The 16809-nt window shown below is 42.4% G+C and carries 15 protein-coding genes; 5 read left to right on the top strand and 10 right to left on the bottom strand.

The window, feature by feature from the left end:
* Positions 1 to 16 precede the first annotated feature (16 nt).
* The 5 genes from ACFWMP_RS09915 to ACFWMP_RS09935 form a co-directional block, all read right to left on the bottom strand.
* Entirely contained in the window at positions 17 to 658 is a 642-nt protein-coding gene (locus ACFWMP_RS09915) for a CpsD/CapB family tyrosine-protein kinase (protein ID WP_379423330.1), read from the bottom strand.
* Positions 642 to 1382, bottom strand: coding sequence for a YveK family protein (locus tag ACFWMP_RS09920; RefSeq protein WP_076283895.1), 741 nt, complete (start codon positions 1380 to 1382; stop codon positions 642 to 644). Before ACFWMP_RS09920 ends, ACFWMP_RS09915 begins: the two co-directional genes overlap by 17 nt.
* 265 nt (positions 1383 to 1647) lie before the next feature.
* On the bottom strand, positions 1648 to 2283 hold the full coding sequence (locus ACFWMP_RS09925; protein ID WP_042185164.1) for a response regulator: 636 nt from the start codon (positions 2281 to 2283) through the stop codon (positions 1648 to 1650).
* A gap of 25 nt (positions 2284 to 2308) precedes the next feature.
* Positions 2309 to 3733 carry a sensor histidine kinase gene (locus tag ACFWMP_RS09930; RefSeq protein ID WP_262495660.1) on the bottom strand — a complete coding sequence of 475 codons (1425 nt, stop codon included), beginning with the start codon at positions 3731 to 3733 and terminating at the stop codon, positions 2309 to 2311.
* 538 nt (positions 3734 to 4271) lie between these two features.
* On the bottom strand, positions 4272 to 5126 hold the full coding sequence (locus tag ACFWMP_RS09935; protein ID WP_379423333.1) for an AraC family transcriptional regulator: 855 nt from the start codon (positions 5124 to 5126) through the stop codon (positions 4272 to 4274).
* Between the two features lie 84 nt (positions 5127 to 5210).
* Between ACFWMP_RS09935 and ACFWMP_RS09940 the strand changes: the two genes are divergently transcribed.
* The gene (locus ACFWMP_RS09940) at positions 5211 to 7121 is read left to right on the top strand and encodes a family 20 glycosylhydrolase (RefSeq protein ID WP_339245123.1); all 1911 of its coding nucleotides are present in this window, start codon (positions 5211 to 5213) and stop codon (positions 7119 to 7121) included.
* Between the two features lie 41 nt (positions 7122 to 7162).
* Here ACFWMP_RS09940 and ACFWMP_RS09945 read toward each other — a convergent pair whose 3' ends face one another.
* Complete coding sequence (locus ACFWMP_RS09945; RefSeq protein ID WP_379423335.1) at positions 7163 to 7456, bottom strand: hypothetical protein; 294 nt, start codon at positions 7454 to 7456, stop codon at positions 7163 to 7165.
* A gap of 103 nt (positions 7457 to 7559) precedes the next feature.
* On the opposite strand from ACFWMP_RS09945, the gene ACFWMP_RS09950 reads away from it, so the two are divergent.
* Positions 7560 to 8495 carry a hypothetical protein gene (locus tag ACFWMP_RS09950; protein ID WP_379423337.1) on the top strand — a complete coding sequence of 312 codons (936 nt, stop codon included), beginning with the start codon at positions 7560 to 7562 and terminating at the stop codon, positions 8493 to 8495.
* Between the two features lie 94 nt (positions 8496 to 8589).
* Positions 8590 to 8829, top strand: a complete 240-nt coding sequence (locus tag ACFWMP_RS09955) for an NHLP leader peptide family RiPP precursor (RefSeq protein ID WP_170880314.1) — start codon at positions 8590 to 8592, stop codon at positions 8827 to 8829.
* Positions 8830 to 8845: 16 nt separating this feature from the next.
* On the opposite strand, the gene ACFWMP_RS09960 is transcribed toward ACFWMP_RS09955, so the two are convergent.
* Both ACFWMP_RS09960 and ACFWMP_RS09965 read right to left on the bottom strand, forming a co-directional pair.
* Positions 8846 to 10756, bottom strand: a complete 1911-nt coding sequence (locus tag ACFWMP_RS09960) for an ATP-binding protein (RefSeq protein WP_379423587.1) — start codon at positions 10754 to 10756, stop codon at positions 8846 to 8848.
* Between the two features lie 114 nt (positions 10757 to 10870).
* Positions 10871 to 12769 (bottom strand): ATP-binding protein, encoded by a 1899-nt coding sequence (locus ACFWMP_RS09965; RefSeq protein WP_379423340.1) that lies wholly within the window; start codon positions 12767 to 12769, stop codon positions 10871 to 10873.
* 223 nt (positions 12770 to 12992) lie between these two features.
* Here ACFWMP_RS09965 and ACFWMP_RS09970 point away from each other — a divergent pair, with 223 nt between their 5' ends.
* Entirely contained in the window at positions 12993 to 13391 is a 399-nt protein-coding gene (locus tag ACFWMP_RS09970; protein WP_076283888.1) for a hypothetical protein, read from the top strand.
* 92 nt (positions 13392 to 13483) lie between these two features.
* Here the strand turns inward: ACFWMP_RS09970 and ACFWMP_RS09975 are convergent, their stop codons facing one another.
* On the bottom strand, positions 13484 to 14689 hold the full coding sequence (locus tag ACFWMP_RS09975; RefSeq protein ID WP_379423342.1) for an MFS transporter: 1206 nt from the start codon (positions 14687 to 14689) through the stop codon (positions 13484 to 13486).
* Between the two features lie 204 nt (positions 14690 to 14893).
* On the opposite strand from ACFWMP_RS09975, the gene ACFWMP_RS09980 reads away from it, so the two are divergent.
* Positions 14894 to 15577, top strand: a complete 684-nt coding sequence (locus ACFWMP_RS09980; RefSeq protein WP_042193340.1) for a peptidylprolyl isomerase — start codon at positions 14894 to 14896, stop codon at positions 15575 to 15577.
* An 82-nt stretch (positions 15578 to 15659) separates the two neighbouring features.
* Here ACFWMP_RS09980 and ACFWMP_RS09985 read toward each other — a convergent pair whose 3' ends face one another.
* Positions 15660 to 16766, bottom strand: a complete 1107-nt coding sequence (locus tag ACFWMP_RS09985) for a Glu/Leu/Phe/Val family dehydrogenase (RefSeq protein WP_042185141.1) — start codon at positions 16764 to 16766, stop codon at positions 15660 to 15662.
* Positions 16767 to 16809 lie beyond the last annotated feature (43 nt).

A 16809-nucleotide genomic window follows, 5' to 3' on the forward strand; every position in this document is an offset into this window, starting at 1 on the left:
TCGAAAGCATAAACATTTACTTCGCCTGGTTCATGGCAATTCCGATTAGATTAGAGCCGGTCTGTTCAAGCAGCGTCTTCGCTTTGCGGATCGATTCCCGTTTGGACTTTCCGTATCTGGCCACCAGGATCACGCCGTCCGCTTGAGGTGCCAATATACGAGCATCACTGAAATCGACTGCCGAAGGAGAATCCAGCAGGATCAGATCGTAGTTTTCTTTTAGTTCCTCAAGCAAAGCGGTCATTTTGGGGTTGCCCAGCAAATCCGGCGGACTAACATGCGTTTTACCCGCCGGGATGACCGAAAGATTGGCCAAATTTCCGAGGACAGCGATGTTATCTGCTTCCTCTTGCCCACTTAAATAAGCCGCAAGCCCGTCACTACCCTCTACTTCAAACACTGTATGAAGACCGGGATGTCGCAGATTGCAGTCCACCACCGCTACCTTCTTGCCATCCTGGACGAAAGACACCGCTAGATTTGACAAAATCGTCGTCTTGCCTGCTCCAGCTTCTGCTGACGTAAAGAGTAGCACTTTTCCTCCGCTACCCTGCGCTATTCCAAGCTGGCGTATATATGTGCGTAGCGATCGGAACAATTCCGAGATATGCGAGGATGGATTAACATCCGTAACCAGACTCTTATTTAGCCGCAACATAAGCACCCTCCTTCACTCTTGTGTTGCCGCCTGCTGCCTTACCCAAATCGCGTTTACGAATGGTTGCGATCGAAGCAATTACCGGAAGACCAAGGTCATATTCCGCTTCCTTTTCAGACCTTAATGTGCCGTTAAGAGTTTCCATCAGCAAAATAATTCCTAGGGCTGCCATAAGCGATACAACAAAGCTGATGATGAGATTCATCGCAAACCCGCCGTTCGAGGGCCCTGGAACATCAGTCGGATCGGCCGGTGTCAGCAAGGTCACATTGTCTACCCTCATCAGCGATGGCAATTCACGAATGAATGTCTGCGAAACCGCATTTACGATCCCGGCAGCTTTGGTGTAGTTTTCATCCTGAACATTGAGGTTGATCACCTGGCTCTTCTCTGAAGTTTTAATCTCAAGCTTCTGACTTAGTTCATCAGCCGTCAGACCAAACTCCGGGTGATTTTCTATTACGCTTTTCATGATGGTCGGTGATTTCATAATTTCCTTGTAACTCTCAATTAAATTCAGGCTAAAGCTCAAATCGTTAAGATTGTTGCTCTCGGGAGCCTTGGCAATATTGTTGACAAGCAGCTGTCCGGAAGCGGAATAGACGGGTTCAACGAAGTTTTTACTAACGTAGTAAGTCGTAGCACAGGAGATCAAAACGAACACCATGATGAGCCAAAACCTTTTTTTAATCAGGTTAATGTAATCCAGAATCGTCTTTTCCACAGTAACCCTCCTTCCGCTAAAATTACATTCTGAAAGCATTCATGAAAGTTTCAGTTGTTGCTTTAATTCTATCAATCCACACCATTCGCCACATGGCTCATATCATCACTTTCCTCTTCACTTTGGAGTAAGACGTTGTACTCCTTAAGAGGGGGGTGAGGTATACTTTAGCGCCATATTTAGGGCTAATTTAAGTTTTGACGCACAAAAAAACACGGACATCGAGTCCGTGTTTATGTACAATGCTTATAAATTAGTTCAACTTTCACTCATAAGACATTTCATATTTGGTCAATCCGACAGCATTTGCGTAAAGCGCTGCCTGTGTACGATCTGCCACCTGTAATTTCGCTAAAATCTGACTGACATGCTTTTTCACTGTAAATTCACTAATAAAAAGACGTGAGGCAATTTCTCTGTTGCAAGCGCCCTGTCCTAGTTCGATTAAGACTTCCTTCTCTTTCGGGGTCAATTCATCTGTCGGACTGCTTTCACTCATTCGCATCTTATCTTCCATCAGACCAGGATCATAATACTTTCTTCCTTTATGGACCAACTGGATAGCAAATAGTAACTCTTCTGGCAATGCCTCTTTCAGTACATATCCGTCTACCAGCACTTCCTCAGCTTTCAGAAAATCCTCTCTGCTTGCAGATGATGTCAGCAGAATAAACTTACTAACGATTCCACGAGCACGCGCTTTCTTGATGACATCAAGTCCTGATTCATCCGCTAGCTTAAGATCAATGAGTACAAGGTCAGGCTGCGTCTCCTCAATCACAAGAAGCGCTTCTTGGCCGTTCGTCGCCTCTCCAGCAAACTTCACATTCGGTTGCATCGAAATAACGGATGCCAGCCCTCTTCTAACTAGAGGATGATCATCTACAATGACGATTTTCATTAGAAACGACCTCCCGCCCTAAAGTTTATGCATTCTTTAATTCAGCTACACCCACAGGAATGGAAATCAAGATTCTCGTTCCCATATTTTCATTACTGGACAGCTGGAAGTCGCCACCTAGCGACTGTGTCAAATATTGCATATTCTTCATGCCAAGCCCACTCGCACTATCTTCGGATTCAATCCATAACAAATCAGTATCAAAACCAACACCATTATCACAAATCAATAATCGAATCCAAGTCGGCTTCAGAGACAGTTCTACATCCACTCGACTGGCAGCACCATGCCTGATGGCATTACCAGTGGCTTCGGAGATAATCCGAAAAAGCGCTTTGTGGTAAGGATAAGGGAGACTGAAATCATCTCCCGTTATTTTTAATTCAATATCAACATCATTTAATCTAGATAAGCTCTTTAAATGTGATCTTACCATACCGAGCCATGTAGGCCCGCCACTCTTCTTGGAGCTAAGACTGTAGATCGTGATCCGCAGTTCTTTAGCAACCTTTGTAGCAGAGTCATGAATAAGCTCAATTTGTTCTTCTAGCTCATGATCTGACATTCTCTTCCACGATTCCTTCAGCGAATGCGTCGCATACACAATACCAAAAAGGCTCTGGGATACACTGTCGTGCATTTCATCCGCAATCCGGTTCTGTTCGTTCGTGATGATCAACCGGTTCTCAATCACACCAAGCTCATGCCTTTCAAGAATATTCGCACTTAGCTCAGATAAGAATATCAATTGTTGAATATACCATCTGCGGCCTTCCAGCCCCTCTGTAGACTCCAGCTTGAGTCCAATCATCCCTACAAATCGGGTGCTCATCCGTACAGGCATCAGCAGGAAATCTCCTAATCCCGGAAGATTTCTAAAAATAGGCTCTCGCTGCAATCTCCATTCATGTTCATGTTTGCCCAGTTCTGAGAATAAGAACTGTTCCTCTTCCTGCTGCCAGCCGGTCTGCCTGCTCTGCGGTGCTGGTTCTCCACTTTTCTTGGCGAACCAAAACAAAGCCTTATCTAGCTTCGTTAGCTTAACAACATAATCGGTGATCACTTGACCGATATTCATGAAATCATGTTGGCTTGAGGTTTCCACGATATGGTACAGCGATTTGATATGCTCCATCGTCTCTTTCGTGCGAGCATTCGATTCTTCACGTTGCCGCTTCATCCGATTAACGATCTGCATTATTATAACCGTAAGTACCAGTGTTAGAAACAGATTCCCATTTACAAATACAATTTCCAAAAAAGTTTTGTTCGCAGAATTGATAAAAAAATAACAGAGCACCGCAAAAATACTGATGTAACTTAAAAGCAGCGACCATCCAAAATAAATGGACAATGAGCCTGCAGCAATCAATACAGGGTTTAGCACATAGAGCCTAAAGGAACTCTCGTACCCACCGGTAAACAAAGTCAATGCAATAATTCCCACCATCTCTATACTAACAGCCAGGACGAGAGTCTTTGGCCTGCTTCGTAACCTCCGATAAAAAAATGAGAACGTTTGTGCAAACAGAAAGAGTATGGCAATAACAAGGGATTTATAAATTACGGAAGGTCCCGTTTTATCTAGAAGATACATGAGCGATGTGAGGGACAAAGAGAAGTACCTGTAATACTCAATCAGTTTGTCTTCTGCAGTTGGTTTGATTTTCATCCCACCACCCTATTCTCCAGTTTTTTGGAAAATGCGAGATTGTACTGTGCTCGATAAAAGCATCATACATGAGAAAAATCACAATAACAAGCTGACATTTCCCATGTTTGCGCTTCCATTTGAAAAATAGTTACAAAAAATTTATTATTTTTTTAGAAGGTTTTATACCTAAAATTTGTCATTTTATCCACTATAGTTATAAAGAACTAACGTATTTATGTAATATTAATCCATAATTTTCAACATATCTTATAAAACGACAACAATTATATAATTATAACAATTCACATTGGGACTCTAGTAGTATGATGTCGATTTAAATGTTACTACGACAAAGCTGTGGCGCAATCCCCATATATTTTTTAAATAAACGTGAAAAATAGAATGGATCATTATAATGAAGCATGCCCGATATTTCTTTTACTTGTAATGAGGTATTTAGAAGCAGCTTTTTGGCCTCAGCCATTTTAAGACGGTGAATATATTCATGAAGCGGATACCCGCTACTACGCCGAACAAGACGACGAAGGGTAGACATCGAGATATGATGTTTTGCCGCAATTTGCTCTAGGTCCATTTCACCATAAATGCATAAATTCAGGTCCTCTCGAATCTGACGCATATAATCTGCCTGAGCATTCCAACTTTTTTCTTCTATTATAAAAGAACACTCCAATAGCATCCTTTCAACGAGTAGTGCGGCCCGATCCGCATCTGCAGGTTCTCCACTCTCCATTCGTTGTAGTACCTCTTCAAATAAGGTCGAAAGACCCATGATCGAATTCGCTTGGAACACATTCCCGCCAGCGATTAGACCCGACTCTAGCCATTCCGATACACGTGTCCCATTAAAATTAATATAATACTCATCCCAGCTCCCTCCAGGTGGTGGGCCGAAATTGTAACTGTATCCTGGGCGAAAAAAGAATAAGCTGCCATCATGCACCTGCTGTTCTTTCCCCGAAGTCTCCATATAGGTGCCACCACCAGATACTATGTAAACAATAGCCCAGTGTTCAAAAACTACGCCTGAACGGAATAACGTTCTTCCAGGCAAATGGCCGGCTTGTCCTACTCTAATATTTTTAAGCTTCAGCTTAGAGGACTCCACCTTCGGATCAATAATTCGTATTGGATATGGACTGATCATATAATCCATGCGCTTGGACATTATAGACATTCCCCCCTCTATTTAGTAGTGATAAGGTTATTGTGAAGTTGATCATATTCTACATGAATAAGAGGTGTCCACGCTATGCTTAATCATTCTACACTACTGCTTCTGCCTAATCCGCGTGAATTCACATTGTCACAGGGCTCATACCGTTTCCCAATAAGCGGAAGCATTGTACTTCCTAGTACGGGAGAGCAAAGTTCAATGCCTGCTGCACAAAAGCTGCAAGCTGTGATTAAACAAGCCTTAAATCTTCATTTGACCTTATCTATTGGCACTCGTCCAACGGTTGTATCCGCTTGTATCTTTAGCTATGTGCCGTCATTATCTGAGCAGGCATACGAAATAGTTGTTGATCAGAGCGGTATCGTTGTCTCCTATAGCTCACCTGTCGGTGCCTTCTACGCAGCAGCCACTCTGAAACAAATCATTGAACAAAGCGGCAGATCTATTCCTCATCTGCATATTCGCGATGAACCTGATTTTGGAGCTAGAGGGATAACCGTTGATATCAGCCGCAATAAAATTCCAAAGCAAGAAACCTTGTACCGAATCATTGACCTTATGGCCGATCTGAAGATGAACCAGCTTCAGCTATATATAGAAGGTACGCCATTCGCGTACGAATCTTTCCCTCAAGTGTGGGAGCTTGAGACTCCAATCACAGGAGAGGAAATCCTGCTTCTAGATGCCTACTGTAAGGCGCGTTATATTGAGCTTGTTCCAAACCAGAACAGCTTTGGACATATGGAAGGCTGGCTTTCCCGTCCTGAATTCAATGCTTTAGCTGAAATTCCAGAGGGATTTATGCTTCCCAAGGAATTGTACATGGGAGATGTATATCCAGAAGGACTATTTATGCATCCCGGTACGTTTGATACCGAAGATCCTGCCGTGCTCCCTCTGCTAGAAAAAATGTTCGACGATCTGCTTCCATACTTCTCCTCTAATCAATTTAATGTAGGCTGTGATGAGACGTATGAGCTTGGTCTTGGCAAAAGCAAGGCGCTGGCTGAATCACAAGGTAAAGGTCAGATCTATTTATCTTTTCTTCAGAAGATTTATGAGCTTGTTACGAAACGCGGCAAGACGATGCAATTCTGGGGTGATATTATTATCCAACATCCCGAACTGATCCCTCACCTGCCTAAAGATATTATTGCTATGGAATGGGGTTACAGTGCGGAACATCCTTTTGAGTCCGATACCCTCAAATTCCGTGAAGCAGGCATTCCTTTCTATGTCTGCCCAGGTACCAGCTCATGGAACTCCATTACAGGGCGTAGCGACAATATGTTTGCCAATCTGCGTAGTGCAGCTATTCATGGCAAAAATAATGGTTCTATCGGCTATCTCATTACCGATTGGGGTGATCATGGGCATTGGCAGCATCTCCCAATCAGCTACACTGGATATGTTTATGGTGCTGCGCTTTCCTGGAATGTAGAGAACAATCTAGATGTAGACACTGCAAAATATTTAAATACATTCATCTTCGCGGATCGTTCCGAGGGTATTGGTCAACTACTCCTTGATCTCGGCAATTACTATCAGCTTGAATCCGAGATTATTCGTTCAAATGATACGGAAATGTCTCTGCTTCTTCGTACTAATCTCGACAATTTGTTAATTGTAGAGAAACTTACCGAAGAGCATTTCAACAATCTTGAAGAATACATGCTCTCTATCGAGGCACGTCTCTCGGGGCTTGATCTTCAATGTGATGATGCTGATCTTGTTCTTAAGGAACTGAGTAACGGAATCCATTTTGTGAAGCACGCTGTGCAGCTTGGAAGAATTAAACTGCAGCTGGCATCCGCGCCAGATTCGATTGACCCTAATCTGATTACGGAGCAAATCAATGATTTGAATGTTCTACTTCATCAATATCGTCTATTGTGGACCGAGCGCAACCGACTCGGTGGCTTAGATCAAAGTATTTGGAGACTTCTACGTCTTAGAGGTCAATACGAAGCATTGAAATCGAAGTAATTTCCTCATCCTAGCTGCAATTGGCGAGTCGAACGTTGAATTTAATATTTCCGGCTCGCTATGCGCAGCTCTTCATATTGATTTTCAAGCATTTCCCGTTCCCGCTTTTCATGCTTTTCTCTGCCGATTCCCTCTTTCATGCTTTCCTCATCCTCATAGATTTGCCACAGATCAGAGAACAAATAATCTTTGATTTCTACTGTTTTTCCATTCAATATCCCATTGGTCCAAATAAGTCCCGCAGAGGTACGCATCACAATGCGGCCGTCTGGCGTTTCAGCCTTTTGCCCCATTCGAATAGTCATAAGCATTTGTCCAAAAGTATAACACTCCATTCGTCCTTAAACCTCCTAAATTTTAGTTGTAATGGAATAAAGAGAAGGATATAATCAGGGCGAAAGAACCAGTTTTTTGCAATTTTATTGTAGGAGGGATGCAATGGATTGGCTAAATGATTACGAAAAAGAACTCCGCTTAGTATTTCAAGAAAGTAGAAAGATTATCTCCGAATTTCCTGAGCCTCTAAATTCACAAGGCATGTCCTATCTTGAACATTTTAACGTATTCAATGCGGAAAGCCACAAAAATTACATATGTTATCTATTGCCCTTTTGGCTTCAGAAAAGCTGTGGGCTCTCAGCAGAAATTACCCGTCAAATGTCGATGGGCAATGTCTTCTTCATGCTATATTTTTTCATACAGGATGACCTGATGGACAGCAAAGAATCCTCTACATACGAAAGATTACCTTTAGCGAACCTACTCTATGTTGAATTTTTGAATATCTACAGACTTTTATTTCCGAATGACTCCTCTTTCTGGACATCGTTCAATCGTTATATCGCTCAATGGGCAGACAGTGTTAGTAATGAAACCACCAGTGATTATTTTCTTAATGATCGGATCAAGATCCCATATAAAGCCAGTCCGCTCAAACTATCCAGTACCGCTGCCCTTCTGCTATCTGGTAAGGATTCTCTTGTACCGCAGTCTGAGGAAATGATCGACTCTGTTCTACTTACACTTCAAATGCTTGACGACTATGAAGACTGGAACGAAGATTTATCAGAAGGCAGCTATAATTGTCTCCTCTCACTCACACGAAGCTATCTATCCACTGATAAAGCAACCACACTCACATCAAAAGAGGTCGAATTCTTCCTGTTTACAGCAAACGGACTACGTACCTATGCTGAGCTAGCGCAGGATACGCATCGCAAAGTAATGACTTCCAGCTTAGATATACCTCATCTCCTAGCATTCCACTCCATGTTGGTGACGAACTTACAACAGATCTCAGATTCTATCGAAGCAGAAAAACAGCTTTTACAAGGTGGAGGCTTGTTTTACTATTTGTCAAAAAATATACAATAAATCTATTATTTTGTAATAAAAAGAATAGATTTAGCACAATTGCTATGTTATATTATTAAAGGTAAATATATACATTTTGGAAAGGGTGATTATTATGTCAGAAGCAGTTCTTAGAAATCAAGTCATTCAAAAGGCATGGGAAGATCCAAGTTTTAAGCAAAGACTACTCGCAGATCCAAAAGCAGCTCTCCAAGAAGCGCTAGGCGTAATCATTCCCGACAGCGTTACCTTGAAAGCCGTTGAAGAAGGTTCAAATGAATTCTATCTTGTAATCCCACCAAGTCCATCATCAGATGTATTGAAAGCAACCGCAGCACCACGCGGTTCTTGGTAAGACAGCAGGATTAACCTCATAGGGAGTAGGAATCATCCGGAGCTTCTGCCAATGGCAGTATGGTAATGGATTCGGTTCCTACTCCTTTTTTGCTTGTAAATCTTACTTCACCTTGCATAGTTTCAATGATGCGGAAGGTGACCATCAATCCTAAACCTGTTCCTTTATTTTTCTTGGTGAAATATGGTTCTCCAAGTCGGTGCAGAACATCAGGGTCCATTCCTTCCCCGTTATCTTTGATGTGAATAATCACTTTATTATCTTCACCGTACACCGACATATAAATGAACCCTTCTTCACTGAATGATTCAATGCTGTTCTTGATAATGTTAATGAACGCCTGCTTAAATTTCGAGGAATTTCCTTTTACCCATAATTGGCCGGATACATCCAGAATCATTTTCCCTCCATTGATGTGACACAGGGGCTGCATAATACTCTCAATATGCTTGAATTCATCATATAAATTCAGACTAGAGATCGTCTCAAATTCTGGTTTAGCAAAGGTTAAGAAATCTGTAATAATATTGGATGCACGATCTAGTTCACTTAGGGCCATTGACATATAAATTTGCTCTTCGTTAACGGATTTCTCGCTAAGCAGCTGAAGAAAGCCCCGAGTGACTTGTAGTGGGTTTCTTACTTCATGAGCTACCGATGCAGCAAGCTCGCTAATGATCTCCATTTTTTCCGAACGCTCCAATTCATTGTTGAAACGCTCTAGTTCTCTAGAGTAATTAACAACCTGTTGATGGTTATAGGCTAATCTTCGTTCCAGAATTACGATCAAGGAAATAATGAAAGCAACCAGCCCCCACTTCCACAAGAACAAATCATAATTCCCTTTTTGGATGTAATACCATAATAGCTCTGCAACTACAGTAAACGCAGCGGTTCCAAATCCAATGGCAAACACAATAGCATCTTTATTTCCTTTAAGAGAGAACATAACCACACATGCGATCAGCAGGATGAATTGGAGGATAAGGATAACCCCTATAATGGTGGTAGAAATAAAATAATAGAACTCAATATAGCGATTATTTGATAGGAGATTGATTAAAAGACATAACAAACAAAAAGAAGAGTAAAGCACTTGAAATTGACGAAATTTTCGAATGATACTGAATTTACCACTACCGAATAATTTCTCAAATAAAAAGGTAAGCGCTGGGAGAAGTGAAAAAAGGGCTAAGTCTAGGCAAACGTTACTAATTGGCCCCAATTTATTGTAAAAGGTATAGATGAAGGGGGAGTAGGTTATAGAAAGGATTCCGGTAGCCGCTATAACCACTGCTAGTGAAGCAACACTGGAGAAATAATCTCTGTTTATGTATAGAGCACTTATAAATAGAACGATAGCCACCAGAAAAAAAGCGCAGCCCAAAATCACATCACTTAGTCCATTCTCAATATATTCATTAATTAATTGACTATGTTCACCGATCATTACACTTTTTTTAATTCCAATTCTGTCTTGCATGGTTTCTGTCCAGATATATAGTGTTTTCCCGTTATCTTCTTTACTTAAAGGCAACAGCAAAGAATAGTTATCCTTGATATATTTACGATTTTCCTCGAAGATCAAACGATCCTCCACATACACTCTCACATGAAGAGCATATAAAGTATCGATATACACCGAAGGAGACACATAACTTAAATCGGGTAAGGAAATACGGGTCCAAGAAGAGGATACTCCTGAAGGTAACTCTGGGAGTTCCTTCTTAGAATCTACGTTCATCCAGCTTTGCTGGCCTTCACTCCACGGAATCTCTTGTCCTGTATTTCCTGTTTCATCCCCCCATTTCATTTGCCACTTTGTAATTTCTTGGGATGGATTTGGGTTCGCTGCCGATACAATAATAGAGCCACAACCTATCAGGAGGAGTGAAAGGGTGATTGTAATGTGGAGTATTCTAACCATCAAGCGCATATAGGCACCTCAGAAGGAAGTTTCAGAAACAATATTCTGTGTGTTACTACTTCGCTCACTATGCTACCCTTTCCTTCTAAAAAACGGAATAATCATTAAATTCTCCTAATTTTTTCTAGCCGTTGGCAATTTAATGATAATCTCCGTTCCTTCCCCCTTCTCACTATGAAACTCCGTTGTCCCTTCCATCGCCTCAATTATTCGGAAGGTTACCATAAGTCCAAGTCCTGTTCCTTTTGTTTTATTAGAGTAATAGGGCTCACCCAATCGGGCCAGTTCACTACCATTCATCCCTTCTCCATTATCACGTACACTAATCATTACATGGGCTTCGGATTTCCAGGCCGTAACTCTAATAAGTCCATTATCCTGCAAAGCTTCGATGCTATTTTTTATAATATTAATAAACGCTTGTTTAAATTTGGCAGATGATCCAATTACGCAGAGTTCCGACTGCAGGTTGAGTTCAATGACTCCCCCTTGCAAATTCGCAAGCGGAGCGAGAATACCCGATACATGCCGTAACTCCTCGGATACATCAAGCCTCTCAATGGTCTCTAGCCCTGGCTTAGCAAAGGTAAGGAAGTCTGAGATAATAACCGTAGCTCTATCCAGTTCTGCGATAGCCATCTGCATATATTCCCTCTCCTTATAATCTGAGCGTTCTCCTAGGATCTGAAGGAAACCACGGGTTACCTGTAAAGGATTCCGTACCTCATGCGCTACAGAAGCTGCCAATTCACTTATAATCTCCATTTTCTCGGAACGCTGTAAATCATTATTAAACGTCTCAAGCTTACGAGAATATTCAACGAGTTGTTCATGGTTTCTCGTAAACCTTCTCCCCAGAATGACGATTAAGGATAATACGAAAACCATCATCCCCCACTTCCACCAATATAATTGATAGGATTCTCTGGATATGTAGTATACGATCAATTCGACAAGAGATATAAATGCAAAGATTGTAAATCCTGTAGTAAAAACAATAGCATCCCCATTGCCGCGATAAGTATGAATAAACGCTAAGCTTACCAATAATATAAATTGCACAATCATAATGATGCCTAGAATATCAGCAGTCATGAATCTATAAAAGTCTTCCAGCTGATACGACAGAAGGATATTAATAACCATTAGTGAAAGACAGAATATAGAATAAACCAATTGAAACTTACGGAATCGGGTGACGATTTGTTTTTTCCCTGAACCGAATATTTTCTCAAAATAAAAGGTTACGGATGGCAACAAGGTGTACAATGCTAAATCAAAGAATACAAGCACGATTTTCCCATAATCCCCGAGGATGATCGGCAAAAACGAAGAATACGTAACCACTATGACTCCAATGGATAAGAGAATTAACACCAACAAAAATCCGGCCGTAAAAAATCCTTTTCTCAAGAATAATGAACAAATAAACAGGACAATAGCTATAAAGATAAACGTCATCCCAATGATGATATCCATTAAGCCCTGCTTCACATAAATGGACAACAGCTCACTGTAGCGATCTACTCTTATTTCGCCTTCTATTCCTAAATCTTTGCTTCCTCCGTGTGTCCATATGTATAGTTCCTTCCCTCCATCTTCTGTGGATAAAGGAATTAGAATTTTGCTGCCGTTGAAATTGTATTTATTCTCAGAATCATATACTAACGCGTTATTCACATAAGCTTTGACGCTATTTCCATATACCTTATTAATGAACAACGCGGATTTCTCGCTCATTTGCGGCAAAGAAAACCGGAGCCACGCTGAGGATGTACCTTTTGGCGTCTCTGGTTTGTAATTATGAGGCGTTACGCGAATCCATTCATCATCTGAAGCTGCTACAGCTTCTTCGACAGTCTCTGCTTCTGTATTTCCAAATCTAATCTCCCAACTTGGCAGCGCAGAGTCTGATGATCCAGCACTCACTATCGCCGAACCGTAAGGCACTATTGCTGTTAGCAATAGAAATAATAGCAAAGTAGCCGCTATCTTTGGTTTTGGCAACTTCATCGTAGCACCTCAGTAATTCATTAGTTGTTTAAATGATCATATATGATTCTTAATTTCGACAACCTTCGCACTATTCCTGCCTATTCTTGTAAATTTTCTCGAAAAAAGACGTTATTTATAGGCGTTATTCCCTGATTATTTATAAAACGATTCGATCATAGGCAATCGGGTAAAGATACATATGAGAAGTCCAAATCTTAACCTACCAAGGGAGTGAACGGCTATGGAAGATACACCTAATAAAACTGAAGCCGATTTTGCATATGAGCGTTATATTCAAGCTGATATTGATGTAGAGGATGTTGTCAATGAAGATGCCGACCCCGTGTTGGTTGGCGATAAATATTTGGCGGCTGATATTGGTTTAAACCAACCTGAGGAAACACTCGAAAGAAATGACTTGCTGGAATCCGATGCATTCCTGGCTGCTGAAACGGCAGGACTAACAAGCAGCGATAATGCTGAGGACGAGGAGCTGCTAGAGATGGAAGAGGAGGATCCTCCATTGGAAGATATTCCTGATGCAGATGAGGTGTATCCAGGATCCATCATCGACCCTGCTTCACCACCAGTTGATGGCATGCCTGGAACGGACGTCTTAAACGGATCACAGGGAGATTAGACTATATAAAGCCGCCGGGCTAGGATCCGGCGGCTTTATTTGTTTTTCAATATGAGCACTTTCCTCAGTAAGGGTTACTCTTGAGCTGCCGGTTATTCTACTGAACGCGCTGCTGCAATTTGGGAATCCAGCTTACGGGTCTTAACCAATACCGCTGCTACAAGCAGCATCACCCCATTGATCACAAACACCCAGCGGATCTGGATAAAAGCCCCAAGTAAGCCGCCTATAATAGGCCCGGCCATTGTCGCGAGTTGAGATGCCGCTTGGTTGAGACCAAAAGCACGTCCGCGAAACCCGGGCTCAATCACTTGTACAATCATTGCATTTACAGATGGAAGCACACCTGCATAGAACAAGCCGTAGGCAAAACGAAGAACGGCGAATTCCACATACCCTGTAACGAAGAATTGCAGAATATTACCGATACCTCCACCGATTAATCCAATGAACAAGATCATCCCGAAGCCCTTCCGGCTTCCGATTCTCCCCCACTGCGGAGCCATTAGCACAGTAGCAATACCCACAGCGGAGAATACAATTCCTGAGCTTAGCGAGGCGCTGCTTTTGGCGATTCCCATGTCTAGCAGATGTATCGGAATAAGCGGCTCCAGAATCATAACAGAAAAGGTGCTTATCCCCGCCAGCGATAGCAAAGTCACAAATGCGCGATTGCTTCGCGCTTCCTTGATATCATCACTTACATGAGACCTCGGAGCAGATCGGTCAAAATTCTCTTCTTTAGCAAAAAAAGTAGCAATAAGTGCCGAAACGAGTACAATACCTGCTGAGAATAAAAAAGCAACCCGATTGCTTGTGTAAAAGCTCACTACACCGCCGATCAATGGACCAATGATACTGCCCGTTGCTCCGGCTGTAGACATAATACTCAGCGCATAACCAGTCTTATCCTCAGGTGTGTTCGTAGCCACCATGGCTATCGCAGCCGGAACAAATCCAGCAAGCAATCCTTGTAGTACGCGCACGATCAGAAAGACGTAAGGATCATGCACGAAATAATTAATCAGATATAAGGCTGCCAAACTGAAGCCCGAGCGAATAAGCATCGGCTTCCGACCATATTTGTCGGCGAGGGAACCCCAGTAGGGAGAAATTAAAGCGCTGGCTAGAAAGGTTATGCCAAAGCTAACCCCAGACCAAATTTCCAAATGATTCGTAACCCCAAGCTCGTCACTCAAAAAAATAGAGAGGAACGGAATAGAGATCGAATACGCCGTACTACAAAAAAAGACACCCACCCAAAGCACGATCAAGTTCCGTTTCCATGAAAAGCGCATGATCTACACATCCTTTCTTGATGTTCTCGCGGAAACATTCCTATTATTGTAAACCTCTTTTGATAATGTGCCAATCCCATATGTCACAACTGACCTTTGCATGTAAAGGGACAAAGAGGTTATTATGAGAAGTACCTACGAGATTATTCAAGAAAAAGGAGAGATTGATTAGTGAAGTCTACACGAGCAAGATCTGCTATCCTAATGGTCATGTTATGCCTGGTGATGGTTATTGCAGCAGGTTGCGGTAATAAGCCTACCAATAACAATGCCAGCAGTAATAATGGAAGCAGCAGTGGGGCAGCAGGAAATAACGCAAGCAGCGAGACAAATGCTGGCGCTAACGAAGGACTCCCTTCAGCTACAGCAAGCCACCCCATTGTGACTATTGAGATGGATAACGGAGGCATCATCAAAGCCGAGCTTTATCCTGAAGTTGCCCCTAACACTGTGAACAACTTCATCTCACTGATTCAAAAAGGATTTTATGACGGCACCATATTCCATAGAGTGATGCCTGACTTCATGATTCAGGGCGGCGACCCTGATGGTACCGGTATGGGTGGTCCAGGATATAGCATCGCTGGAGAATTCTCCGGAAACGGGTTTACTAATAACCTGTTGCATACGGAAGGTGTTCTGTCCATGGCAAGATCGCAGGCTCCAGATTCTGCCGGTTCCCAGTTCTTTATTATGGATGCAGCTTATCCTAGTCTAGATGGAAGCTATGCCGCTTTTGGTAAAGTTACCGAAGGCATGGACGTGGTTAAATCCATTGTTGGCTTGAAAACAGACAGTTCAGATCGTCCAGAAGAGCCACCAGTGATGAAGAAAGTAACCGTCGACACACTGGGTGTCACTTACCCAGAACCACAAAAGGTACAATAACAAGCAAAAACGCCGTTGACGTCCTTTAAGGACACCAACGGCGTTTTTGCTTGTGAAAGACTAATTTAAGTACCTATGCACCTTATCCCCGTAGTGATCTTCTGCTAAGAGCATGTTGACCGTTACGCAAGAAAGTACTACGAGTATTTCTTAATAAGGAAATCCGCTCCTCTGCAAGCTGATTTGCCGCAACAGAAGTAGGAATTCCATTTAGACGTGAGATTTCCAGCACGCGGGTGATGTTATCGTAAATTTTTGAAACCTGCTTAAATGCACGTTCCTTATTATAACCATTCAGTTCATCCGCAATATTAATAACGCCACCAGCATTAATCACATAATCAGGAGCATACACAATGCCCATTTCGTGCAGAGTATCGCCATGATAGGCCTCTTTTAACTGATTGTTGGCTGCGCCTGCGATCACCTTCGCCTTAATTACCCGGAGGGACTCATCATTGATCGTTGCTCCGAGTGCGCATGGAGCATAGATATCACAGTCTGTACTGATAATATCTGCGGGATCGACTGCTTTGGCGCCGTAAGCCTCTACTGCACGCCCCACAGCTTCTTTATGAATATCGGTTACGATAAGCTGAGCGCCCTCTTCATGAAGATGCTTACACAGCGAAAAAGCCACATTCCCAACGCCTTGAACGGCTACAGTCTTTCCTTCGAGCGAATCACTGCCAAACGCTGCTTTGGCCGCTGCCTTCATCCCTTGGTATACGCCGTAAGCCGTCGCTGGTGACGGATTGCCCGATGAACCATAAGTAGGAGATGTACCTGTAACATAATCTGTCTCCTGATAAATAATGTTCATATCTTCTTCTGTAGTGCCAACATCCTCGGCTGTTATGTAACGTCCATTCAAGCCCTGTATGTATCTTCCAAAAGCACGGAACATCGCTTCATTCTTATCCTTCTTGGGATCCCCTATAATTACTGTTTTCCCACCGCCTAAATTTAGGCCGGATACTGCATTTTTGTACGTCATCCCTTTCGCTAATCGAAGCGCGTCAACAATCGCTTCCTCTTCTGTAGCATAGGTCCACATCCGTGTTCCACCCAGCGCCGGCCCTAATGTAGTATCATGAATGGCGATGATTGCCTTTAATCCTGATGCTTTATCCTGACAAAATAACAGTTCCTCGTAATCGTCCTGCTCGAGTGTTGCAAACAATTCCATTCTTAATATCCCCTATCTCTTTGTTATATTCCAGATGTTGGTT

It is taken from the genome of Paenibacillus sp. NPDC058367, from assembly GCF_042723305.1.
In the GTDB taxonomy this organism is placed as follows: Bacteria; Bacillota; Bacilli; order Paenibacillales; family Paenibacillaceae; genus Paenibacillus_AQ.

Coding starts and splice junctions, on each gene's coding strand:
- ACFWMP_RS09975 (WP_379423342.1), bottom strand. CDS start 14,689: ATGCGCTTTTCATGGAAACGGAACTTGATCGTGCTTTGGGTGGGTGTC.
- ACFWMP_RS09950 (WP_379423337.1), top strand. CDS start 7,560: ATGGATTGGCTAAATGATTACGAAAAAGAACTCCGCTTAGTATTTCAA.
- ACFWMP_RS09965 (WP_379423340.1), bottom strand. CDS start 12,769: ATGAAGTTGCCAAAACCAAAGATAGCGGCTACTTTGCTATTATTTCTA.
- ACFWMP_RS09985 (WP_042185141.1), bottom strand. CDS start 16,766: ATGGAATTGTTTGCAACACTCGAGCAGGACGATTACGAGGAACTGTTA.
- ACFWMP_RS09945 (WP_379423335.1), bottom strand. CDS start 7,456: ATGGAGTGTTATACTTTTGGACAAATGCTTATGACTATTCGAATGGGG.
- ACFWMP_RS09925 (WP_042185164.1), bottom strand. CDS start 2,283: ATGAAAATCGTCATTGTAGATGATCATCCTCTAGTTAGAAGAGGGCTG.
- ACFWMP_RS09960 (WP_379423587.1), bottom strand. CDS start 10,756: ATGGTTAGAATACTCCACATTACAATCACCCTTTCACTCCTCCTGATA.
- ACFWMP_RS09940 (WP_339245123.1), top strand. CDS start 5,211: ATGCTTAATCATTCTACACTACTGCTTCTGCCTAATCCGCGTGAATTC.
- ACFWMP_RS09915 (WP_379423330.1), bottom strand. CDS start 658: ATGTTGCGGCTAAATAAGAGTCTGGTTACGGATGTTAATCCATCCTCG.
- ACFWMP_RS09970 (WP_076283888.1), top strand. CDS start 12,993: ATGGAAGATACACCTAATAAAACTGAAGCCGATTTTGCATATGAGCGT.
- ACFWMP_RS09955 (WP_170880314.1), top strand. CDS start 8,590: ATGTCAGAAGCAGTTCTTAGAAATCAAGTCATTCAAAAGGCATGGGAA.
- ACFWMP_RS09930 (WP_262495660.1), bottom strand. CDS start 3,733: ATGGTGGGAATTATTGCATTGACTTTGTTTACCGGTGGGTACGAGAGT.
- ACFWMP_RS09980 (WP_042193340.1), top strand. CDS start 14,894: ATGGTCATGTTATGCCTGGTGATGGTTATTGCAGCAGGTTGCGGTAAT.
- ACFWMP_RS09935 (WP_379423333.1), bottom strand. CDS start 5,126: ATGTCCAAGCGCATGGATTATATGATCAGTCCATATCCAATACGAATT.